This window comes from Kosakonia sp. MUSA4 (assembly GCF_013085925.1).
Taxonomy (GTDB): Bacteria; Pseudomonadota; Gammaproteobacteria; order Enterobacterales; family Enterobacteriaceae; genus Kosakonia; species Kosakonia sacchari_B.
Window position 1 is genome coordinate 1,071,713 of the sequence record NZ_CP025697.1, and the last position, 17,286, is coordinate 1,088,998.

General features: G+C 52.9%; 14 protein-coding genes. 8 read left to right on the forward strand and 6 right to left on the reverse strand.

All coding sequences use genetic code 11. The features are described from left to right. The 4 genes from C0557_RS05045 to cyoA are packed head-to-tail and all read right to left on the reverse strand — an operon-like array spanning position 1 to position 3,889. Positions 1–327 (reverse strand): cytochrome o ubiquinol oxidase subunit IV, encoded by a 327-nt coding sequence (locus tag C0557_RS05045; RefSeq protein ID WP_043954629.1) that lies wholly within the window; start codon positions 325–327, stop codon positions 1–3. Then, on the reverse strand, positions 327–941 hold the full coding sequence (locus tag C0557_RS05050; protein ID WP_074777048.1) for a cytochrome o ubiquinol oxidase subunit III: 615 nt from the start codon (positions 939–941) through the stop codon (positions 327–329). Before C0557_RS05050 ends, C0557_RS05045 begins: the two co-directional genes overlap by 1 nt. Next, the gene (cyoB, locus tag C0557_RS05055; RefSeq protein ID WP_208657716.1) at positions 931–2,922 is read right to left on the reverse strand and encodes a cytochrome o ubiquinol oxidase subunit I; all 1,992 of its coding nucleotides are present in this window, start codon (positions 2,920–2,922) and stop codon (positions 931–933) included. The genes C0557_RS05050 and cyoB overlap by 11 nt, the downstream gene beginning before the upstream one ends. 19 nt (positions 2,923–2,941) lie before the next feature. Further along, positions 2,942–3,889 (reverse strand): cytochrome o ubiquinol oxidase subunit II, encoded by a 948-nt coding sequence (gene cyoA, locus C0557_RS05060; protein WP_208657717.1) that lies wholly within the window; start codon positions 3,887–3,889, stop codon positions 2,942–2,944. A 550-nt stretch (positions 3,890–4,439) separates the two neighbouring features. Here cyoA and C0557_RS05065 point away from each other — a divergent pair. Then, on the forward strand, positions 4,440–6,143 hold the full coding sequence (locus C0557_RS05065; RefSeq protein WP_208657718.1) for a molecular chaperone HscC: 1,704 nt from the start codon (positions 4,440–4,442) through the stop codon (positions 6,141–6,143). Next, positions 6,143–7,486 carry a J domain-containing protein gene (locus tag C0557_RS05070; RefSeq protein ID WP_208657719.1) on the forward strand — a complete coding sequence of 448 codons (1,344 nt, stop codon included), beginning with the start codon at positions 6,143–6,145 and terminating at the stop codon, positions 7,484–7,486. Before C0557_RS05065 ends, C0557_RS05070 begins: the two co-directional genes overlap by 1 nt. A 42-nt stretch (positions 7,487–7,528) precedes the next feature. Here C0557_RS05070 and ampG read toward each other — a convergent pair whose 3' ends face one another. Both ampG and C0557_RS05080 read right to left on the reverse strand, forming a co-directional pair. Next, complete coding sequence (ampG, locus tag C0557_RS05075) at positions 7,529–9,004, reverse strand: muropeptide MFS transporter AmpG (RefSeq protein ID WP_208657720.1); 1,476 nt, start codon at positions 9,002–9,004, stop codon at positions 7,529–7,531. A 40-nt stretch (positions 9,005–9,044) separates the two neighbouring features. After that, on the reverse strand, positions 9,045–9,623 hold the full coding sequence (locus C0557_RS05080; protein ID WP_083416294.1) for a lipoprotein: 579 nt from the start codon (positions 9,621–9,623) through the stop codon (positions 9,045–9,047). Between the two features lie 301 nt (positions 9,624–9,924). Between C0557_RS05080 and bolA the strand changes: the two genes are divergently transcribed. The 6 genes from bolA (at position 9,925) to hupB (ending at position 17,225) form a co-directional block, all read left to right on the forward strand. Continuing rightward, positions 9,925–10,242 carry a transcriptional regulator BolA gene (bolA, locus tag C0557_RS05085; protein WP_043954618.1) on the forward strand — a complete coding sequence of 106 codons (318 nt, stop codon included), beginning with the start codon at positions 9,925–9,927 and terminating at the stop codon, positions 10,240–10,242. A gap of 351 nt (positions 10,243–10,593) precedes the next feature. Beyond that, positions 10,594–11,892, forward strand: a complete 1,299-nt coding sequence (tig, locus tag C0557_RS05090) for a trigger factor (RefSeq protein ID WP_208657721.1) — start codon at positions 10,594–10,596, stop codon at positions 11,890–11,892. Between the two features lie 285 nt (positions 11,893–12,177). Next, a complete protein-coding gene (gene clpP, locus C0557_RS05095; protein WP_007373538.1) occupies positions 12,178–12,801 on the forward strand; it encodes an ATP-dependent Clp endopeptidase proteolytic subunit ClpP in 624 nt (207 codons plus the stop codon). A 128-nt stretch (positions 12,802–12,929) separates the two neighbouring features. Continuing rightward, entirely contained in the window at positions 12,930–14,204 is a 1,275-nt protein-coding gene (gene clpX, locus C0557_RS05100; RefSeq protein ID WP_043954617.1) for an ATP-dependent protease ATP-binding subunit ClpX, read from the forward strand. A 183-nt stretch (positions 14,205–14,387) separates the two neighbouring features. Next, positions 14,388–16,742, forward strand: coding sequence for an endopeptidase La (gene lon / locus C0557_RS05105; RefSeq protein ID WP_043954616.1), 2,355 nt, complete (start codon positions 14,388–14,390; stop codon positions 16,740–16,742). Between the two features lie 210 nt (positions 16,743–16,952). Then, a complete protein-coding gene (gene hupB / locus C0557_RS05110; RefSeq protein ID WP_007373541.1) occupies positions 16,953–17,225 on the forward strand; it encodes a nucleoid-associated protein HU-beta in 273 nt (90 codons plus the stop codon). Positions 17,226–17,286 lie beyond the last annotated feature (61 nt).

Genomic DNA, 17,286 nt, shown 5'->3' on the forward strand with positions numbered 1-17,286 from the left:
TTAGTGAACCATCATGTTGTAGTTGAGGTTCCACATAATCCAGATGGAACCGACTACCAGGATAGCGATGATAATCACGGTAAAGATAAAGGCGGTAAGGTTCCAGCCTTCATCAGACTTGGTGTTCATGTGCAGGAAGCAAACCAGATGCACCAGAATCTGAACTACGGCGGTAACCAGGACAACGCCCAGAAGTACCGGCTTAGAAGCAGAACCGTTCATCACCATCCAGAACGGGATTAGCGTCAGGATGATCGACAGGATGAAACCTGTCATGTAGGTTTTTACGCTGCCGTGGGAAGCGCCATGATCGTTAGAATGACTCATTACATCGCCCCCATCAGATAGACAACAGAGAACACGCAGATCCATACCACGTCCAGGAAGTGCCAGAACAGGCTCAGGCACATGATCCGGGTACGGTTAGTGCTGGTCAGACCGCGACGGGAAACCTGGAACATCAGAACCGCCATCCAGATCAGACCCGAGGTCACGTGCAGACCGTGGGTGCCTACCAGCGCGAAGAACGCTGACAGGAAACCGCTGCGATCCGGGCCCATGCCTTCGGCAATCAGGTGATGGAACTCATAGAGTTCCATCCCGATAAAGCCTGCGCCAAACAACCAGGTCAACGCCAGCCAGGCAACAACCTGGCTTTTGTTGTTTTTGTACATGGCGATAGCCGCCATGCCGTAGGTGATGGAGCTGAACAACAGCAGCGCGGTTTCAACCAGTACGAACGGCAGCTCGAAAATGTCCTTACCGGTCGGGCCGCCCGCAGTGCCGTTCACCAGAACGGCATAGGTCGCGAACAGACAGCAGAACAGAATGCAGTCGCTCATCAGGTAGATCCAGAAACCGAAGACTTTATTCGGCCCTGCATCGTGGTGCCCGTGTTCGTGCGCGTGGGCGTGCGCGTTGGTCAGAGTATCAGTTGCCATTTTTCAGCCCTGCTTTAGTGATCTCATCGAAATGCTGGTTTTCCAGTTTCTCGATTTCTGCAACCGGTACGTAGTAATCCACGTCCTCGTCGAAGCTCTTCACAATCCAGCTGATGATGATGCCAGCGAAACCAACGATAGCCATCCACCAGATATGCCAGATCATGGCGAAACCAAACACGGTTGCAAACGCGGCGATAACAATGCCGGCACCGCTGTTTTTCGGCATATGAATTTCTTCATACTGCGCAGGTTTTTTGTACGCTTCGCCTTTCTCTTTCAGTTCCCAGAACGCGTCACGTTCGTGAACGTGCGGGACATGAGCAAAGTTGTAGAACGGCGGAGGAGAGGAGGTTGCCCACTCCAGCGTACGGCCACCCCACGGGTCACCGGTCAGGTCACGGTTCTGATCGCGGTCGCGAATAGATACATAGATCTGAATCAGCAGACACAGGATACCGATAGCAATCAGCACCGCACCGCAAGCTGCGACAATCAGCATGGTGTGGAACTGCGGATCAATCTGCTGGCTCAGGCGACGGGTCATACCCATAAAGCCCAGCACGTACAGCGGCATAAATGCAACGAAGAAGCCGATGATCCAGAACCAGAACGCGCGTTTACCCCAGGTTTCGTTCAGGGTGTAACCGAAGGCTTTCGGCCACCAGTAAGTCAGACCTGCGAAGCAACCGAAGACCACGCCGCCGATGATAACGTTATGGAAGTGCGCAATCAGGAACAGGCTGTTGTGCAGTACGAAGTCTGCGCCCGGAACCGCCAGCAGCACGCCGGTCATCCCACCTACGGAGAAGGTCACGATAAAGCCAATGGTCCACAGCATAGAGGAGTGGAACACAATGCGGCCCTGGTACATGGTGAACAGCCAGTTGAAGATCTTCACCCCGGTCGGGATGGCGATAATCATCGTGGTGATACCAAAGAAGGCGTTTACGTTCGCGCCAGCACCCATGGTGAAGAAGTGGTGCAGCCAAACGATGAACGACAGTACGGTAATACATACGGTCGCCCACACCAGCGAGGTATAACCAAACAGGCGTTTACGCGAGAAGGTGGCGGTGATTTCGGAGAACACCCCAAAGACCGGCAGCACCAGAATGTACACTTCCGGGTGACCCCAGGCCCAAATCAGGTTGATGTACATCATCATGTTGCCACCCATATCGTTGGTAAAGAAATGGGTGCCCAGATAACGATCCAGGGTCAGCAGCGCAATGGTGACAGTCAGAATTGGGAACGAAGCGATAATCAGCACGTTGGCGCACAAAGATGCCCAGGTAAATACCGGCATTTTGAACATCGTCATGCCCGGCGCACGCATCTTCAGAATGGTCACGAAGAAGTTGATACCGGTCAGCGTCGTACCGATACCCGAGAGCTGGAGACTCCAGATCCAGTAATCGACCCCAACGCCAGGGCTGTATTCAATTCCCGAAAGCGGCGGATAAGCCAGCCAACCGGTCTGCGCGAACTCACCAACGCCCAGAGAGATGTTGACCAGAATCACGCCCACAACCGTGAACCAGAAGCTCAGGTTGTTCAGGAACGGAAACGCAACGTCGCGCGCACCGATCTGCAACGGAACCACCAGGTTCATCAGACCGATAACGAATGGCATTGCCACGAAGAAGATCATGATCACACCGTGAGCGGTGAAGACCTGATCGTAGTGGTGAGGCGGCAGGAAGCCCGCTTCACCCGCGGAGGCCAGCGCTTGCTGGCTACGCATCATGACAGCATCTGCGAAGCCGCGCAGCAGCATCACAACGGCCACGAGGACGTACATGATACCAAGGCGTTTGTGGTCAACAGAGGTCAACCATTCTTTCCACAGCCAGGACCACTTACCGAAGTAAGAGATCAGGCCAACTACCGCCAGACCGCCGACGATAATCGCAGCTACTGTGACCATGATAATGGGTTCATGGTACGGCACTGCATCCAGTGTAAGTTTTCCGAACATCGTTTTCTTCCTCGACCCCTTAGTGAGAGGTTTCCGCGTGGCTCATGTCCATGCCTTCCATTCCTTCGTGCGCGCTATGCTCGCCTTCCGGTTGGGTCATGTCCATGCTCTTGCCGTGGCCCATAAATTTGTTGATAACGTCTTTAAACAAATCGGGTTTCACGCTGGAGAAGTATTCAACCTTGTTGTATTCGCTTGGCGCAGCAACTTTCTCATACGCCACCATATCTGGCAGGGTGCTTGAAGATTGTTTCGCTTTTGCGACCCACTGGTCGAATGCGGCGCGGTCCGGCGTAGCAATGGCTTTAAACTTCATGCCAGAGAAGCCCGGGCCGCTGTAGCTGGCGGAAATGCCATCGTACGTACCTGCTTCGTTGGCGATGAGATGCAGTTTGGTCTGCATACTGGCCATTGCGTAGATCTGGCTGCCCAGACGCGGAATAAAGAACGAGTTCATCACGGAATTGGAGGTCACTTTGAACTCTACCGGTGTATTCGCCGGGAAGGCGATTTCATTAACGGTAGCAATGCCCTGTTCCGGGTAGATGAAGAACCATTTCCAGTCCATGGCGACCACTTCAATGGTAAGTGGGTGTTCGTCATGTGCCAGTGGTTTGCTCGGTTCGAGCGAGTGGGTGGTTTTCCATGTCAGTACAGCAAGGAACAGGATGATCAGAATCGGCACCGTCCAGACCACAGCTTCCACTTTATTGGAGTGTGACCAGTTCGGGCTATACTTCGCATCTTTATTGCTCGCACGATACTTCCAGGCGAAACCAACGGCCATCAAGATGGCGGGAATAACGACAATCAACATCAGGCCAAAAGCCGTCAGTATCAGCGAACGTTGCTCCAGTCCAATCTGTCCTTTGGGGTCAAGAAGTGCAGAATCGCAACCACTGAGTAAAACAGTGCCGGCGATTAATGACAACCATCCCAAACTTTTATTGTATTTCCTGAGTCTCATTTAACGACCTCAATTCCACGGGATCTGGTGGCGCTTAAAGTGTGCGGGCATTTTACGGAAAGGTTACGTTACTGTAAACATACTTGGCTCTGTGTCAGTAAGGTGTTACTGGGTTCTGCCGTTTATGTCACACGGAATGCAACAAACTGTAAAATCGGGCATTCGCACAGCCTGAAGTTGAGATTATAACGAAAATATTACATTACAATCAGCGCTGAGGGTAAATTGGTATAACCAATCAATTAATTAAACAAATAATTAACATATATTCAGCAATTACCGCACATTATTGGAACTAATGTGAAACCCAATAATTAATAACAGTGCTGAATCGTTAAAGAATAGTCCTTAATTTATAGCGCACAAAATAATTAAAGAAAATGTATACATATAACGATAAATAACCAATTAGGCCGCGAGTAAAATAATGGTTATTAATTGTACGAAATAATAACCATCATGAATTATTTAGTTGAGTTTTTATCCTTGCGATTGATTTTAAAAACAAAAAAATCCGGGGAATTGTTAATTATGAAGGGATGATATTCAGATGGCTGGAAATACCTCGCCGATTATTGGCATCGACTTAGGAACCTCCAATAGCGCTGTCGCCTGGTTCGCTGAGGGCAACACGCAGCTGATCCCGGGCGCGCAAGGGGAGCGCTTAACCCCTTCTGTTATCGGTATCGATGATGAGGGGCACCTGCTGGTCGGCGCCGCCGCCAAAGCGCGTCTGGTCAGCCATCCGCAGATGACGGTCGCCAGCTTTAAGCGCTATATGGGTACGGATAAAACCTGGACGCTCGGTTCGCGACAATTTCGCGCCGAAGAGTTATCCGCTCTTATCTTACGTAAACTCAAAACCGATGCCGAAGTGGCGCTGGGCTGCCCGGTCACCCGTGCGGTGATCACGGTTCCCGCCTATTTTAATGATGCGCAACGCAAGGCAGTAAAAGCCGCCGGGCGCCTTGCCGGGCTTGAGGTAATGCGTCTGCTCAATGAGCCGACGGCTGCGGCGCTGGCTTACGGGCTGGCCGATAACAGCGAGCAAAAATTCCTGATTTTCGACCTCGGCGGCGGCACTTTTGATGTCTCTATCGTGGACATCTTCGAGGGCGTGATCGAAGTGCGTGCCAGCAGCGGTGATGCCTGGCTGGGCGGCGACGACTTTACCGATCTTATTCGCCAGTGGATGTTAAACGCTTCCCCGGCATTAAAGGACGCGCCATTAACCTGCTCGGCGCAATTAACCTCGCTGGCGGAAGAGCTTAAACAGACGCTCAGCGCACAGGAGAGCGCCACCGCGCAGCTCGCTTTTGCCGGTGAAACGTACCGCTGGCAACTGGATGGCGAAACCTTTGCCGGGCAGGCTGCCGGGTTACTTTCACGGCTGAAAAAAACAGTGGTGCAGGTTTTACAGGATGCGCAGTTTGATCCCCGCGATCTTGATCACGTCATCCTGGTGGGCGGCGCGACCCGGATGGCGCTGGTGCGCCAACTGGCAACACGAATGTTTGGCCGCTTTCCGCGTAATGAACTTAATCCGGATAAAGTTGTGGCGCTTGGCGCAGGCGTACAGGCCGGGCTTATCGCCGAAGACCGCGCGCTGGACGACATCGTATTGACCGATGTTATGCCGTATTCGCTGGGCGTGGCAGTGGCCCGGCGGCTCGAAGGCGGCAAAACAGACGACGGCTATTTCATGCCGCTGATTGAGCGCAATGCGTTTGTTCCGGTCAGCGTTGTCGAAACGGTAGAGACGATGAGTGACAACCAGGATCATATTGTGATCGCGGTCTATCAGGGCGAAGCCCGCCGCGTCAGCGACAATTTGCTGCTCGATCGTATGACCATTCCGGTTCCGGCCCGCCGCGCAGGCGAGGTGAAAATCGATGTGCGCTTCACCTATACGCTGGACGGTATTCTGGAAGTGGAATGTAAAGTGCAGAGCGAAAGCACCGCTTCAACGCTGATCATCGAAAAAGCCCCTGGCGTGTTAAGTGAAGAAGAGATCGCCGAGCGTTTACGTCAGCTTGATGGCCTGAAAATGCATCCTCGCGATGTGCCGGAAAACCGGCAATTGCTGGCGGAGGCGTCACGCCGTTACGAACAGCTTTTGGGGCAGCGTCGGCAACTGATCGACCACTACGCCACGCAGTTTGAAACGGCGCTTAATCGTCAGGATGTGCGCGTTATCGCTGCGGCGCGTGATGAACTGCGCCGGGCATTAGAGATGCTGGATGACGGGATGTAATGGCGATGACTATCTGGGAAACCCTTGGCATCGATGCCACTACGGATGAATCCGCCATTCGCCGGGCTTACGCCCGCCAGCTTAAACTGCATCGTCCTGATAAAGATCCTCAGGGTTACCAGCAACTGCGGGAGGCGTTCGATCTCGCAAAGCAATACGCCAGCAATGCGGCGATGTGGCTGGACGCAGAAGAGGTTGAACCCGCAGCGGACGAATCTGACCATAGCGGGGTGACGCTTTCCTGCGCGCAGGATTATCTGCGTACGCTGGAAGGGCATCACGACATCGCCCTGCAACCCGAATGGCAACGCGAGACGCTGGAAGATGACGCAGCGCGTTTTTCCGTCCGGCTGTTAACCGATGAAATGCCTGCGCTGAAAGCGTTGCGTGAGTATCTGGATCATGAACTGCCGGACGCCCTGGACGCGCGCGCTATTTTCAGCCTTGCGCTGGCGCAGGCGTTAAGTGAACGCAAAGGCATTACGCGCAGCCTGGTCAGTGAAGTCTCCACTATTATGGGCTGGGAACTGGACGGTTATCGCGTCAGGCATATCCCGCACTGGGTAGTTGAGGCCATTGAACAGCAGGTTGCGTTGAGTGAAGCCGGGGAGCACTGGGCGTATCTGGCGCGGCAAAGCACAAATGACAGGCAAGCGAAACTGGTCTGGCGGCTGCTGTCTGGCGAGGTGAAAAGGGTGCCGTGGTGGGCGAAACTGATCCCCGGTTTCATGCAACAACTGGTCAATCATGTTGCGACAATTAAATATCACTATCCGCAACTGCTGGAGCGCCTGAATCCCGAACTGCTGGAATATATCTCCTCGCCGCACTTTTTGTTGAGCTGGAGAGAGGTTGCAGCGCTCTGGTTCTGGGGCGTGGCCGCCTGGTTACAGGCGCGGGCCGCACCCGCAATGGCAGGGCAGGCTGCGGCGATAGTGGGGAGCCTTATCGTCTATCTGTGGGTCATGCCGCTTTTACTGGCGTATTATGCACAGGGAAAACGTATCGCCAGGGCAGTGCTGCCGCTCTTGTGGCTGCTGGGATGGATTATGCTGGCGATCCCGTTGTTTCATTTATATGAAGTGGTCTTCAGCTACCCGCCAGTCTACAAAGGTGTTTCTCGCGTCATGATGCTGACCGCAGTACTGGCTTATCCCGTCTGGTGGGTGATGAGCCGTAACCGACATCAGTGGTACGCGATACCCTTCAAAGGGGTTGCGTTTATGTTTATGTTACCCATTGCGTTTCTGCAGCAGTTTTCGCCAATAATCACCGCCGTCGGCGTGATTATTTTACCGGCGCTCTTCACCCACATTCTTCGCGGGTTATTTTTCTTCTATTAATAATAGTGCCAGCGCTTACCGTTTATCGGGTAAGCGCTGCGTTCACATCAACTGCGTTTTGCGCAGCGCCAGCAGATCCAGCAGCCCGCCGAACAGAATGCCGACAATCGCCAGCAGCACGCCGCCTTCGAGAAGCCAGGCGCCAATGGGCCAGTCCGCTATTCCGCTGGCTGTCACAATAAGCACCAACAGCCAGCCGCTAAGTAGCAGGCAGCCGACACTCAGTATGCGCAAGGCCAGACGGTAGGCCGCGGGATATTCGCTGCGCGGCATAAAATGCCCGGTCTGCTGGGTAAATTCCAGCGTCCGCTTACACATCGCCAGCAGTAGCAGGCCCGGCGCAGCGGCAATAATGGAGAAGAGATAAAACGTTGACCAACTGTAGGTTTCTACAAACCAGCCCGCCAGCGGACCGACGTACACGCGTCCAACAGCGGACAGCGCCGAAAGCAGCGCGAACTGGGTTGCGGAGAAGGATTTATTGCAAAGCGTCATTAATAACGCGACAAACGCCGCCGTTCCCATGCCGCCGCACAGATTCTCGAAGAACACGGCGGCACCCATGTTGACGATATCTTTCTGCGTGGTGGACAGCAGCCAGTAACCGGCATTGGAAACTGCCTGTAGAAATCCGAAGATCATTAACGCGCGGAACAGGGAGAGGCGCTGCATTAATACGCCGCCAAACAGCGCGCCGATGATTGTTGCCGCCAGCCCCAGCGTTTTGTTGACCACGCCGACTTCGCCCGCGTCAAACCCGATGCCGCGAATCAAAAAGGTGGTCGTCAGGCTCATGGCGAAAGCATCGCCGAGTTTATACAGCACGATCAGCAGTAAAATCAGCCAGGCATTATTGCGACCGAAGAAATCACGCAGCGGCTCGACAACCGCCTGCTCCAGCGTTTTCGGCACCGGGATGGTGTCCGTTGGCTCCGGCGCCAGCAGGGTGGCAATAATACAAGGGATCAGCAGCGCGGCCATCAGCCAGTACATTCCTTGCCAGCCGAGCCAGCGGTCGGCGAGCCACAGCGCCAGCCCACCGGAAACCAGCATGCCAAGGCGATAGCCGAGTACGCTAATGGCTGCGCCAGCGCCGCGCTCTTCAAAAGGCAGGACATCCGTCTTCCAGGCATCGAACACAATGTCCTGTGAGGCGGAACAGAAGGCAATCAGCACAGCCAGTGCCGCCATCCAGCGCAGATGGTTGGCCGGATCAAGGAAGCCCATACCGGCGATGGAGGCCAGCAGCAACAGTTGCGTCAGCAGTAGCCAGCCGCGACGCCTTCCCAATAGCGGCGGCGTGTAGCGATCCATGAGCGGCGACCAGAGGAATTTAAAGACGTAGGCCTGGCCGACCAGCGAGAAGAAACCGATGGTTTTAAGATCGACGTTTTCGACGGTCATCCATGCCTGAAGCGTACCGCTGGTCAGGGCAAGGGGTAAACCGGAGGCAAAACCCAGGATAAGCAGAATCGCTGATTTGGGCTGCGTGAAGATGCGTAAGTAGTGGCTCGACATGAGTTAAAAACTGGCCCGTAAAACCGGGCCAGTGCAGCAATTAGCGGGCGTTTTGCTTGATGAAATCGTGGACGCTGGTGTCCTGAGACATATCCGCGATAGTGTCGGTCAGCACGCTGTTAACCGCGGTAGTGATTTTGTCGTTAGTCGCCTGGAAAGCGCCTTCGACGTTATAGCTGGCGCGGTAGTTTTTCGTCATCTTGTTGCCATTGGCTGCGGTGGCAATGATGGCGATATCCGCTTTGGTGGCAATATTGTAACGCACGTTGCCCTGAGAAACGTCGGCATACAGTTGGTTAACAATGATTTGCAGGTTTACCGCACCGTTCGGCCCGATCATATAGCCGCGCGCCGTCATCTGTTTCTCCAGCACTTCCTGTAACAGGAAACGCAGATCGCGGGAGGCGGTTAAGGTGACCAACTGGTTGTCACGCGTTACTTTCGCCAGCGCCTGGTCCTGGCGTTGATCGGCACCGGTAATGCTAACGGTCACGCCCATCAGGCTCGGATCCTGCTGCGGCAGGGTGATTTTCGGTGAAACTTCAAGGGTTGTCGGCGGGGTAGCGCACCCAGCCAGCATAAATAAAGCGACCAACGGGAAGAGTAGTTTTTTAAACATGTTCAGGCTCTCAAGGGATCGTAAGCGTTTGGGGAAAAATTCTCGCCATCATAACATTGCCGCCGTTAAGGGGAAGTCCTCAACGTATGTAAATTCATCGCCTTGTGCTTTTTCGGCATCAAAAAACAGGTTGTTGAAGCGGGATGGCAAAAATCCGCCGTCTTTTAGTAGACTTCATCGCGTTGAGCGGGCAAATCAGACGAACGCTAATTTTTTGTTGTTTTATTGTTATGAAAACGGTAAAAGCGGCTAACATTTAAAGAGATGGCTGGCATCTCAGCGTTGTCGGAGGCGTAACATCATGATGATGCGTGAACAGATAGAAGCAAAATTGAAAGCGGCGTTCGAGCCTGTATTACTTGAAGTCGTAGATGAAAGTTACCGTCACAACGTTCCGGCGGGTTCCGAAAGCCATTTCAAAGTGGTGCTGGTAAGCGACCGCTTTACCGGAGAACGTTTTCTTAATCGCCATCGCATGATCTACGGTACGTTGACTGACGAACTGGCAACGACAATTCATGCACTTGCGCTGCATACTTACACACTCAAAGAGTGGGAAGGCTTGCAGGACACCCTCCTGACCTCGCCTGCATGCCGGGGCGCCGGAAGCATCGCTTAGAAAACCAGGTTGCAACCGTCTGAACTTTTCCAGTATGTTGCATGCAGATTATGTAAAAACGGCCTGCGGGCCGTTTTGTTTTGCCTGAATTTTGAGCGAGAAACGCAATTTTTTGAGCGAAATTGCTTCAGAAGTGTGAAAAATGGCGCATCATTGCGCCATTCCCCTTCTCGACTCATATCTGTGATGCCGCTATAATGCTGCGTCTTATTTTTCGGAATGTCTTCGGGATGCTTCTGACGACAGGGAATGTGTTTTCTGATTGGAGAGAACGTCCCGGTTCTGCAAAGCGAAAAGGTTTGCTTCGCAGAGTAGAGTTGACCGAGCACTGTGATTTTTTGAGGTAACAAGATGCAAGTTTCAGTTGAAACCACTCAGGGCCTTGGGCGCCGTGTAACGATTACAATCGCTGCTGACAGCATCGAGACCGCTGTGAAGAGCGAGCTGGTCAACGTAGCGAAGAAAGTGCGTATTGACGGCTTCCGTAAGGGTAAAGTACCGATGACCGTCGTTGCTCAGCGTTATGGCGCTTCTGTTCGCCAGGACGTGCTGGGCGACCTGATGAGCCGCAACTTTATCGACGCGATCATTCAGGAAAAAATCAATCCGGCTGGCGCGCCGAACTATGTTCCGGGCGAATACAAATTGGGCGAAGACTTCACCTACGCGGTAGAGTTCGAAGTGTACCCGGAAGTTGAGCTGAAAGCGCTGGACACCATCGAAGTTGAAAAACCGGTTGTTGAAGTGACCGACGCTGATGTCGATACCATGCTGGACACCCTGCGTAAGCAGCAGGCGACCTGGAAAGACAAAGACGGCGCTGTGGATGCGGAAGATCGCGTCACTGTCGATTTCACCGGTTCTGTTGACGGCGAAGAGTTCGAAGGCGGCAAAGCGACTGATTTCGTACTGGCGATGGGCCAGGGTCGTATGATCCCGGGCTTCGAAGACGGTATCAAAGGCCACAAAGCGGGTGAAGAGTTCACCATCGACGTGACCTTCCCGGAAGAATACCACGCAGAAAACCTGAAAGGTAAAGCGGCGAAGTTCGTCATCAACCTGAAGAAAGTTGAAGAGCGTGAGCTGCCGGAACTGACTGAAGAATTCATCAAACGTTTCGGCGTTGAAGATGGTTCTGTTGCTGGTCTGCGCGCTGAAGTGCGTAAAAACATGGAACGTGAGCTGAAAGGCGCTGTGCGTAACCGTGTTAAATCTCAGGCGATTGAAGGCCTGGTGAAAGCGAACGAGATCGACGTTCCTGCTGCACTGATCGACAGCGAAATCGACGTTCTGCGTCGTCAGGCTGCACAGCGTTTTGGCGGTAACGAGAAACAGGCTCTGGAGCTGCCGCGTGAGCTGTTCGAAGAGCAGGCAAAACGCCGCGTTGTCGTTGGTCTGCTGCTGGGCGAAGTGATTCGCACCCACGAGCTGAAAGCTGACGAAGAGCGCGTAAAAGGCCTGATCGAAGAGATGGCGTCTGCTTACGAAGATCCGAAAGAAGTGATCGAGTTCTACAGCAAAAACAAAGAGCTGATGGACAACATGCGTAACGTAGCGCTGGAAGAACAAGCGGTTGAAGCGGTTCTGGAAAAAGCGAAAGTGTCTGAGAAAGCCACTTCCTTTAACGAACTGATGAACCAACAGGCTTAATCGGCTTCAGCGTTAGCGAAATGTAATAAGCCCGTCACCTGCTGGTGGCGGGCTTTTTTTATCGTATTGACATTTACAGATGTGTGCTAAAAGAGCGTTTCAGTATTAGCGTAACAGCAAAAGATTGTTATGCTTGAAAACAGGCTTGGTCATCCCCACTAAAGAGGGTACTGGCAGTAAAGGCTCTGGCTGATAATCCGTCCGTGAGGGGTCATAGTCAGATCCCGCTCACTCAAGTACAATCAGTAAAGCAGGTTAGTTTATTTTTTTATCCAGGAGACGGAAATGTCATACAGCGGCGAACGAGATAACTTTGCACCCCATATGGCTCTGGTGCCAATGGTTATTGAACAGACCTCACGCGGTGAGCGCTCTTTCGATATCTACTCCCGTCTTCTCAAGGAACGCGTGATTTTTCTCACCGGCCAGGTCGAAGACCATATGGCAAACCTGATTGTGGCTCAAATGCTCTTTCTGGAAGCGGAAAATCCGGAAAAAGATATTTACCTGTATATTAACTCTCCGGGCGGCGTAATTACTGCCGGGATGTCGATTTACGACACCATGCAATTTATTAAGCCGGACGTCAGCACCATTTGTATGGGCCAGGCCGCGTCGATGGGCGCGTTTCTGTTGACGGCGGGCGCAAAAGGCAAGCGTTTCTGCCTGCCAAATTCACGTGTGATGATTCACCAGCCGCTGGGCGGCTATCAGGGGCAGGCGACGGATATCGAAATTCACGCTCGTGAGATCCTGAAAGTGAAAGGCCGTATGAATGAACTTATGGCGCATCACACGGGGCAATCTTTAGAGCAAATTGAACGTGATACCGAGCGTGACCGCTTTCTTGCTGCGCAAGAAGCCGTGGATTACGGCCTGGTTGACTCAATTTTAACCCATCGTAACTAATGCTCAGATTGCATGTGCCGCTATACTATGTGATGCAAGCGGCATCATGTTTGAGTAACGTTTTGCGCCTGGAATGGCATTTGCGTCGTCATGTGCGGCACAAAGAACAGATTAAGAGGTTTTGACTCATGACAGATAAACGCAAAGATGGTTCGGGCAAACTGTTGTATTGCTCTTTTTGCGGCAAAAGCCAGCATGAAGTGCGTAAGCTGATCGCCGGGCCGTCCGTGTATATCTGCGACGAATGTGTGGATCTGTGTAACGACATTATTCGCGAAGAGATTAAAGAAGTTGCGCCGCACCGCGAGCGCAGCGCACTGCCGACCCCGCATGAAATCCGCCACCATCTGGATGACTATGTCATTGGCCAGGAACAGGCGAAAAAAGTGCTGGCAGTGGCGGTCTATAACCACTACAAACGCCTACGCAATGGCGATACCAGCAACGGCGTTGAACTGGGCAAAAGTAACATTTTGCTGATTGGGCCGACCGGTTCCGGTAAGACGCTGCTGGCTGAAACGCTGGCGCGTTTGCTGGATGTGCCGTTCACCATGGCGGATGCCACTACGCTGACCGAAGCGGGTTACGTGGGGGAAGACGTCGAAAACATCATTCAGAAACTGCTGCAAAAATGCGATTACGACGTGCAGAAAGCGCAGCGCGGGATTGTTTACATCGATGAGATCGACAAGATCTCCCGGAAATCCGATAACCCGTCAATTACGCGTGATGTTTCCGGTGAAGGCGTGCAGCAGGCGTTGCTGAAACTGATTGAAGGCACCGTGGCTGCGGTTCCGCCGCAGGGTGGCCGTAAGCACCCGCAGCAGGAGTTTTTGCAGGTTGATACCTCGAAAATCCTGTTCATTTGCGGCGGTGCATTTGCTGGCCTCGACAAAGTGATTTCCCACCGTGTTGAAACCGGGTCGGGCATTGGCTTCGGTGCGACGGTGAAAGGCAAATCTGAAAAAGCCAACGAAGGCGAACTGCTGGCGCAGGTTGAGCCGGAGGATTTGATCAAATTTGGTCTGATTCCTGAGTTCATCGGCCGTCTGCCGGTGGTGGCGACGCTGAGCGAACTGAGCGAAGAGGCGCTGATTCAAATCCTGAAAGAGCCGAAAAATGCGCTGACCAAACAGTATCAGGCGCTGTTCAATCTGGAAGGTGTGGATCTTGAGTTCCGCGACGAAGCGCTGGATGCGATCGCCAAGAAAGCAATGGTGCGCAAAACCGGTGCGCGTGGCCTGCGTTCAATCGTAGAAGCTGCTCTGCTTGATACCATGTACGATCTGCCGTCGATGGAAGACGTTGAGAAAGTGGTCATCGATGAGTCGGTTATCGCTGGCCAAAGCAAACCGCTGCTGATTTACGGCAAACCGGAAGCACAGCAGGCATCTGGCGAATAATTCACCAATTCTTACAATCAGTTAACCAAAAAGGGGGGATTTTATCTCCCCTTTTATTTTTCCGTATTCCCGCCGTTGAATGTGTGGGAAACATCCCCATATACTGCTTTACATGTTAATGGTGCGTGTTGCACAGTCACGTCACCTGATTACCTGGCGGACTTTAAACTAAGAGAGAGCTCTATGAATCCTGAGCGTTCTGAACGCATTGAAATCCCCGTATTGCCATTGCGCGATGTGGTGGTTTATCCGCACATGGTCATTCCCTTATTTGTTGGACGGGAAAAATCGATCCGTTGTCTGGAAGCGGCCATGGACCATGATAAAAAAATCATGCTGGTTGCGCAGAAAGAAGCGTCAACGGATGAGCCGGGTGTAAACGATCTTTTCACCGTCGGGACCGTGGCGTCTATTCTGCAGATGCTGAAGCTGCCTGATGGCACTGTAAAAGTGCTGGTCGAGGGGTTGCAGCGCGCGCGCATTACTACGCTTGCCGATGATGGCGAGCACTTCTCTGCCAAAGCGGAATATCTCGACTCGCCAGCTATCGACGAGCGCGAGCAGGAAGTGCTGGTACGTACGGCGATCAGCCAGTTTGAAGGCTATATCAAACTGAATAAAAAAATCCCGCCGGAAGTGCTGACTTCGCTGAACAGCATTGACGATCCCGCACGTCTGGCTGATACCATCGCTGCCCATATGCCGCTGAAACTGGCTGATAAACAGTCTGTTCTGGAGATGTCCGACGTTAATGAACGTCTGGAATATCTGATGGCGATGATGGAATCCGAAATCGATCTGCTCCAGGTTGAGAAACGCATTCGCAACCGCGTTAAAAAGCAGATGGAAAAATCCCAGCGCGAGTACTACCTGAATGAGCAAATGAAAGCCATTCAGAAAGAGCTGGGTGAAATGGATGATGCGCCGGATGAAAACGAAGCGCTGAAACGCAAAATCGATGCGGCAAAAATGCCGAAAGAGGCGAAAGAGAAAGCCGAATCCGAGCTACAGAAGCTGAAAATGATGTCGCCGATGTCAGCGGAAGCGACCGTCGTGCGCGGCTATATCGAATGGATGGTGCAGGTGCCGTGGAACGCGCGCAGCAAGGTCAAAAAAGACCTTCGACAGGCGCAGGAGATCCTCGATACCGACCATTACGGCCTTGAGCGCGTGAAGGATCGTATCCTTGAGTATCTTGCGGTGCAGAGCCGTATGAACAAGCTTAAAGGGCCGATTCTGTGTCTGGTTGGGCCTCCGGGGGTGGGGAAAACCTCTCTGGGTCAATCCATTGCCAAAGCCACCGGGCGTAAATACATCCGCATGGCGCTGGGCGGCGTGCGTGACGAAGCGGAAATCCGCGGTCACCGCCGTACCTACATCGGTTCTATGCCGGGCAAACTGATCCAGAAGATGGCGAAAGTGGGCGTGAAAAACCCGCTGTTCCTGCTCGATGAGATCGACAAAATGTCGTCCGATATGCGCGGCGATCCGGCTTCGGCGCTGCTGGAAGTGCTGGATCCGGAACAGAACGTCGCCTTCAGCGATCACTACCTGGAAGTGGATTACGATCTCAGCGATGTCATGTTTGTCGCGACCTCGAACTCCATGAATATTCCGGCGCCGCTGCTGGACCGTATGGAAGTGATTCGTCTTTCCGGTTACACCGAAGACGAAAAACTGAACATTGCAAAACGTCATCTGTTGACCAAACAGATTGAGCGTAACGCGTTGAAAGAGAGCGAGTTGACTGTTGATGACAGCGCAATCGTCGGCATCATCCGTTACTACACCCGTGAAGCTGGCGTGCGTGGTCTGGAGCGCGAAATCTCCAAACTGTGCCGCAAGGCGGTGAAACAGCTGCTGCTGGATCCGTCGCTTAAGCACATTGAGATCAACGGCGATAACCTGCATGACTACCTGGGCGTGCAGCGCTTTGATTATGGTCGTGCGGATGATGAAAACCGTGTCGGTCAGGTGACGGGGCTGGCGTGGACGGAAGTGGGCGGCGATCTGCTGACCATTGAAACCGCCTGCGTTCCGGGCAAAGGTAAGCTGACGTATACCGGTTCGCTCGGCGAAGTGATGCAGGAGTCTATCCAGGCGGCGCTGACCGTTGTTCGCGCTCGTGCGGAGAAACTCGGCATCAACGGCGATTTCTACGAAAAACGCGATATCCACGTTCACGTACCGGAAGGCGCGACGCCGAAAGATGGCCCGAGCGCAGGTATTGCTATGTGTACCGCGCTGGTTTCCTGCCTGACCGGTAACCCGGTTCGCGCAGACGTGGCAATGACGGGTGAAATTACTCTGCGTGGCCAGGTGCTGCCGATTGGTGGTCTGAAGGAAAAACTGTTGGCTGCGCACCGTGGGGGCATTAAGACTGTTCTGATTCCTTACGAAAACAAACGTGACCTGGAAGAGATTCCGGACAACGTTGTGGCCGATTTGGATATCCATCCGGTTAAGCGTATCGAAGAAGTTCTCAGCCTTGCATTGCAGAACGAACCCTTTGGTATGCAAGTCGTGACGGCAAAATAGTGACCTCGCGCAAAGTGCGTTGATAAAAACAAGGCTGGTGAGTGATTTCGGACTTGCCAGCCTTTTTTTGTATAGCTAATTTAGATTGCTGGTTGGGTGTGTCATCATCAACTGGTGTTGTAAGGGCATGACAGGCCTGATATAACTGCTGCGCGGTCGCGCTGTGAAGGATTCAGGTGCGATATAAATTATAAAGAGAGGAAGAGAAGAGTGAACAAATCTCAGCTGATTGACAAGATTGCCGCAGGTGCTGATATTTCCAAAGCTGCTGCAGGACGTGCGTTAGATGCTTTAATTGCTTCTGTTACTGAATCTTTGAAATCCGGGGACGATGTAGCACTGGTAGGTTTCGGGACTTTCGCGGTTAAAGAACGTGCTGCACGCACTGGCCGTAACCCGCAGACCGGCAAAGAAATCACTATCGCTGCAGCTAAAGTGCCAGGGTTCCGCGCAGGTAAAGCGCTGAAAGACGCAGTAAACTGATTACTTTCCCCGCGTGGGGAGAGTAAGAAAATACAAGGCGCATCGCGAGATGTGCCTTTTT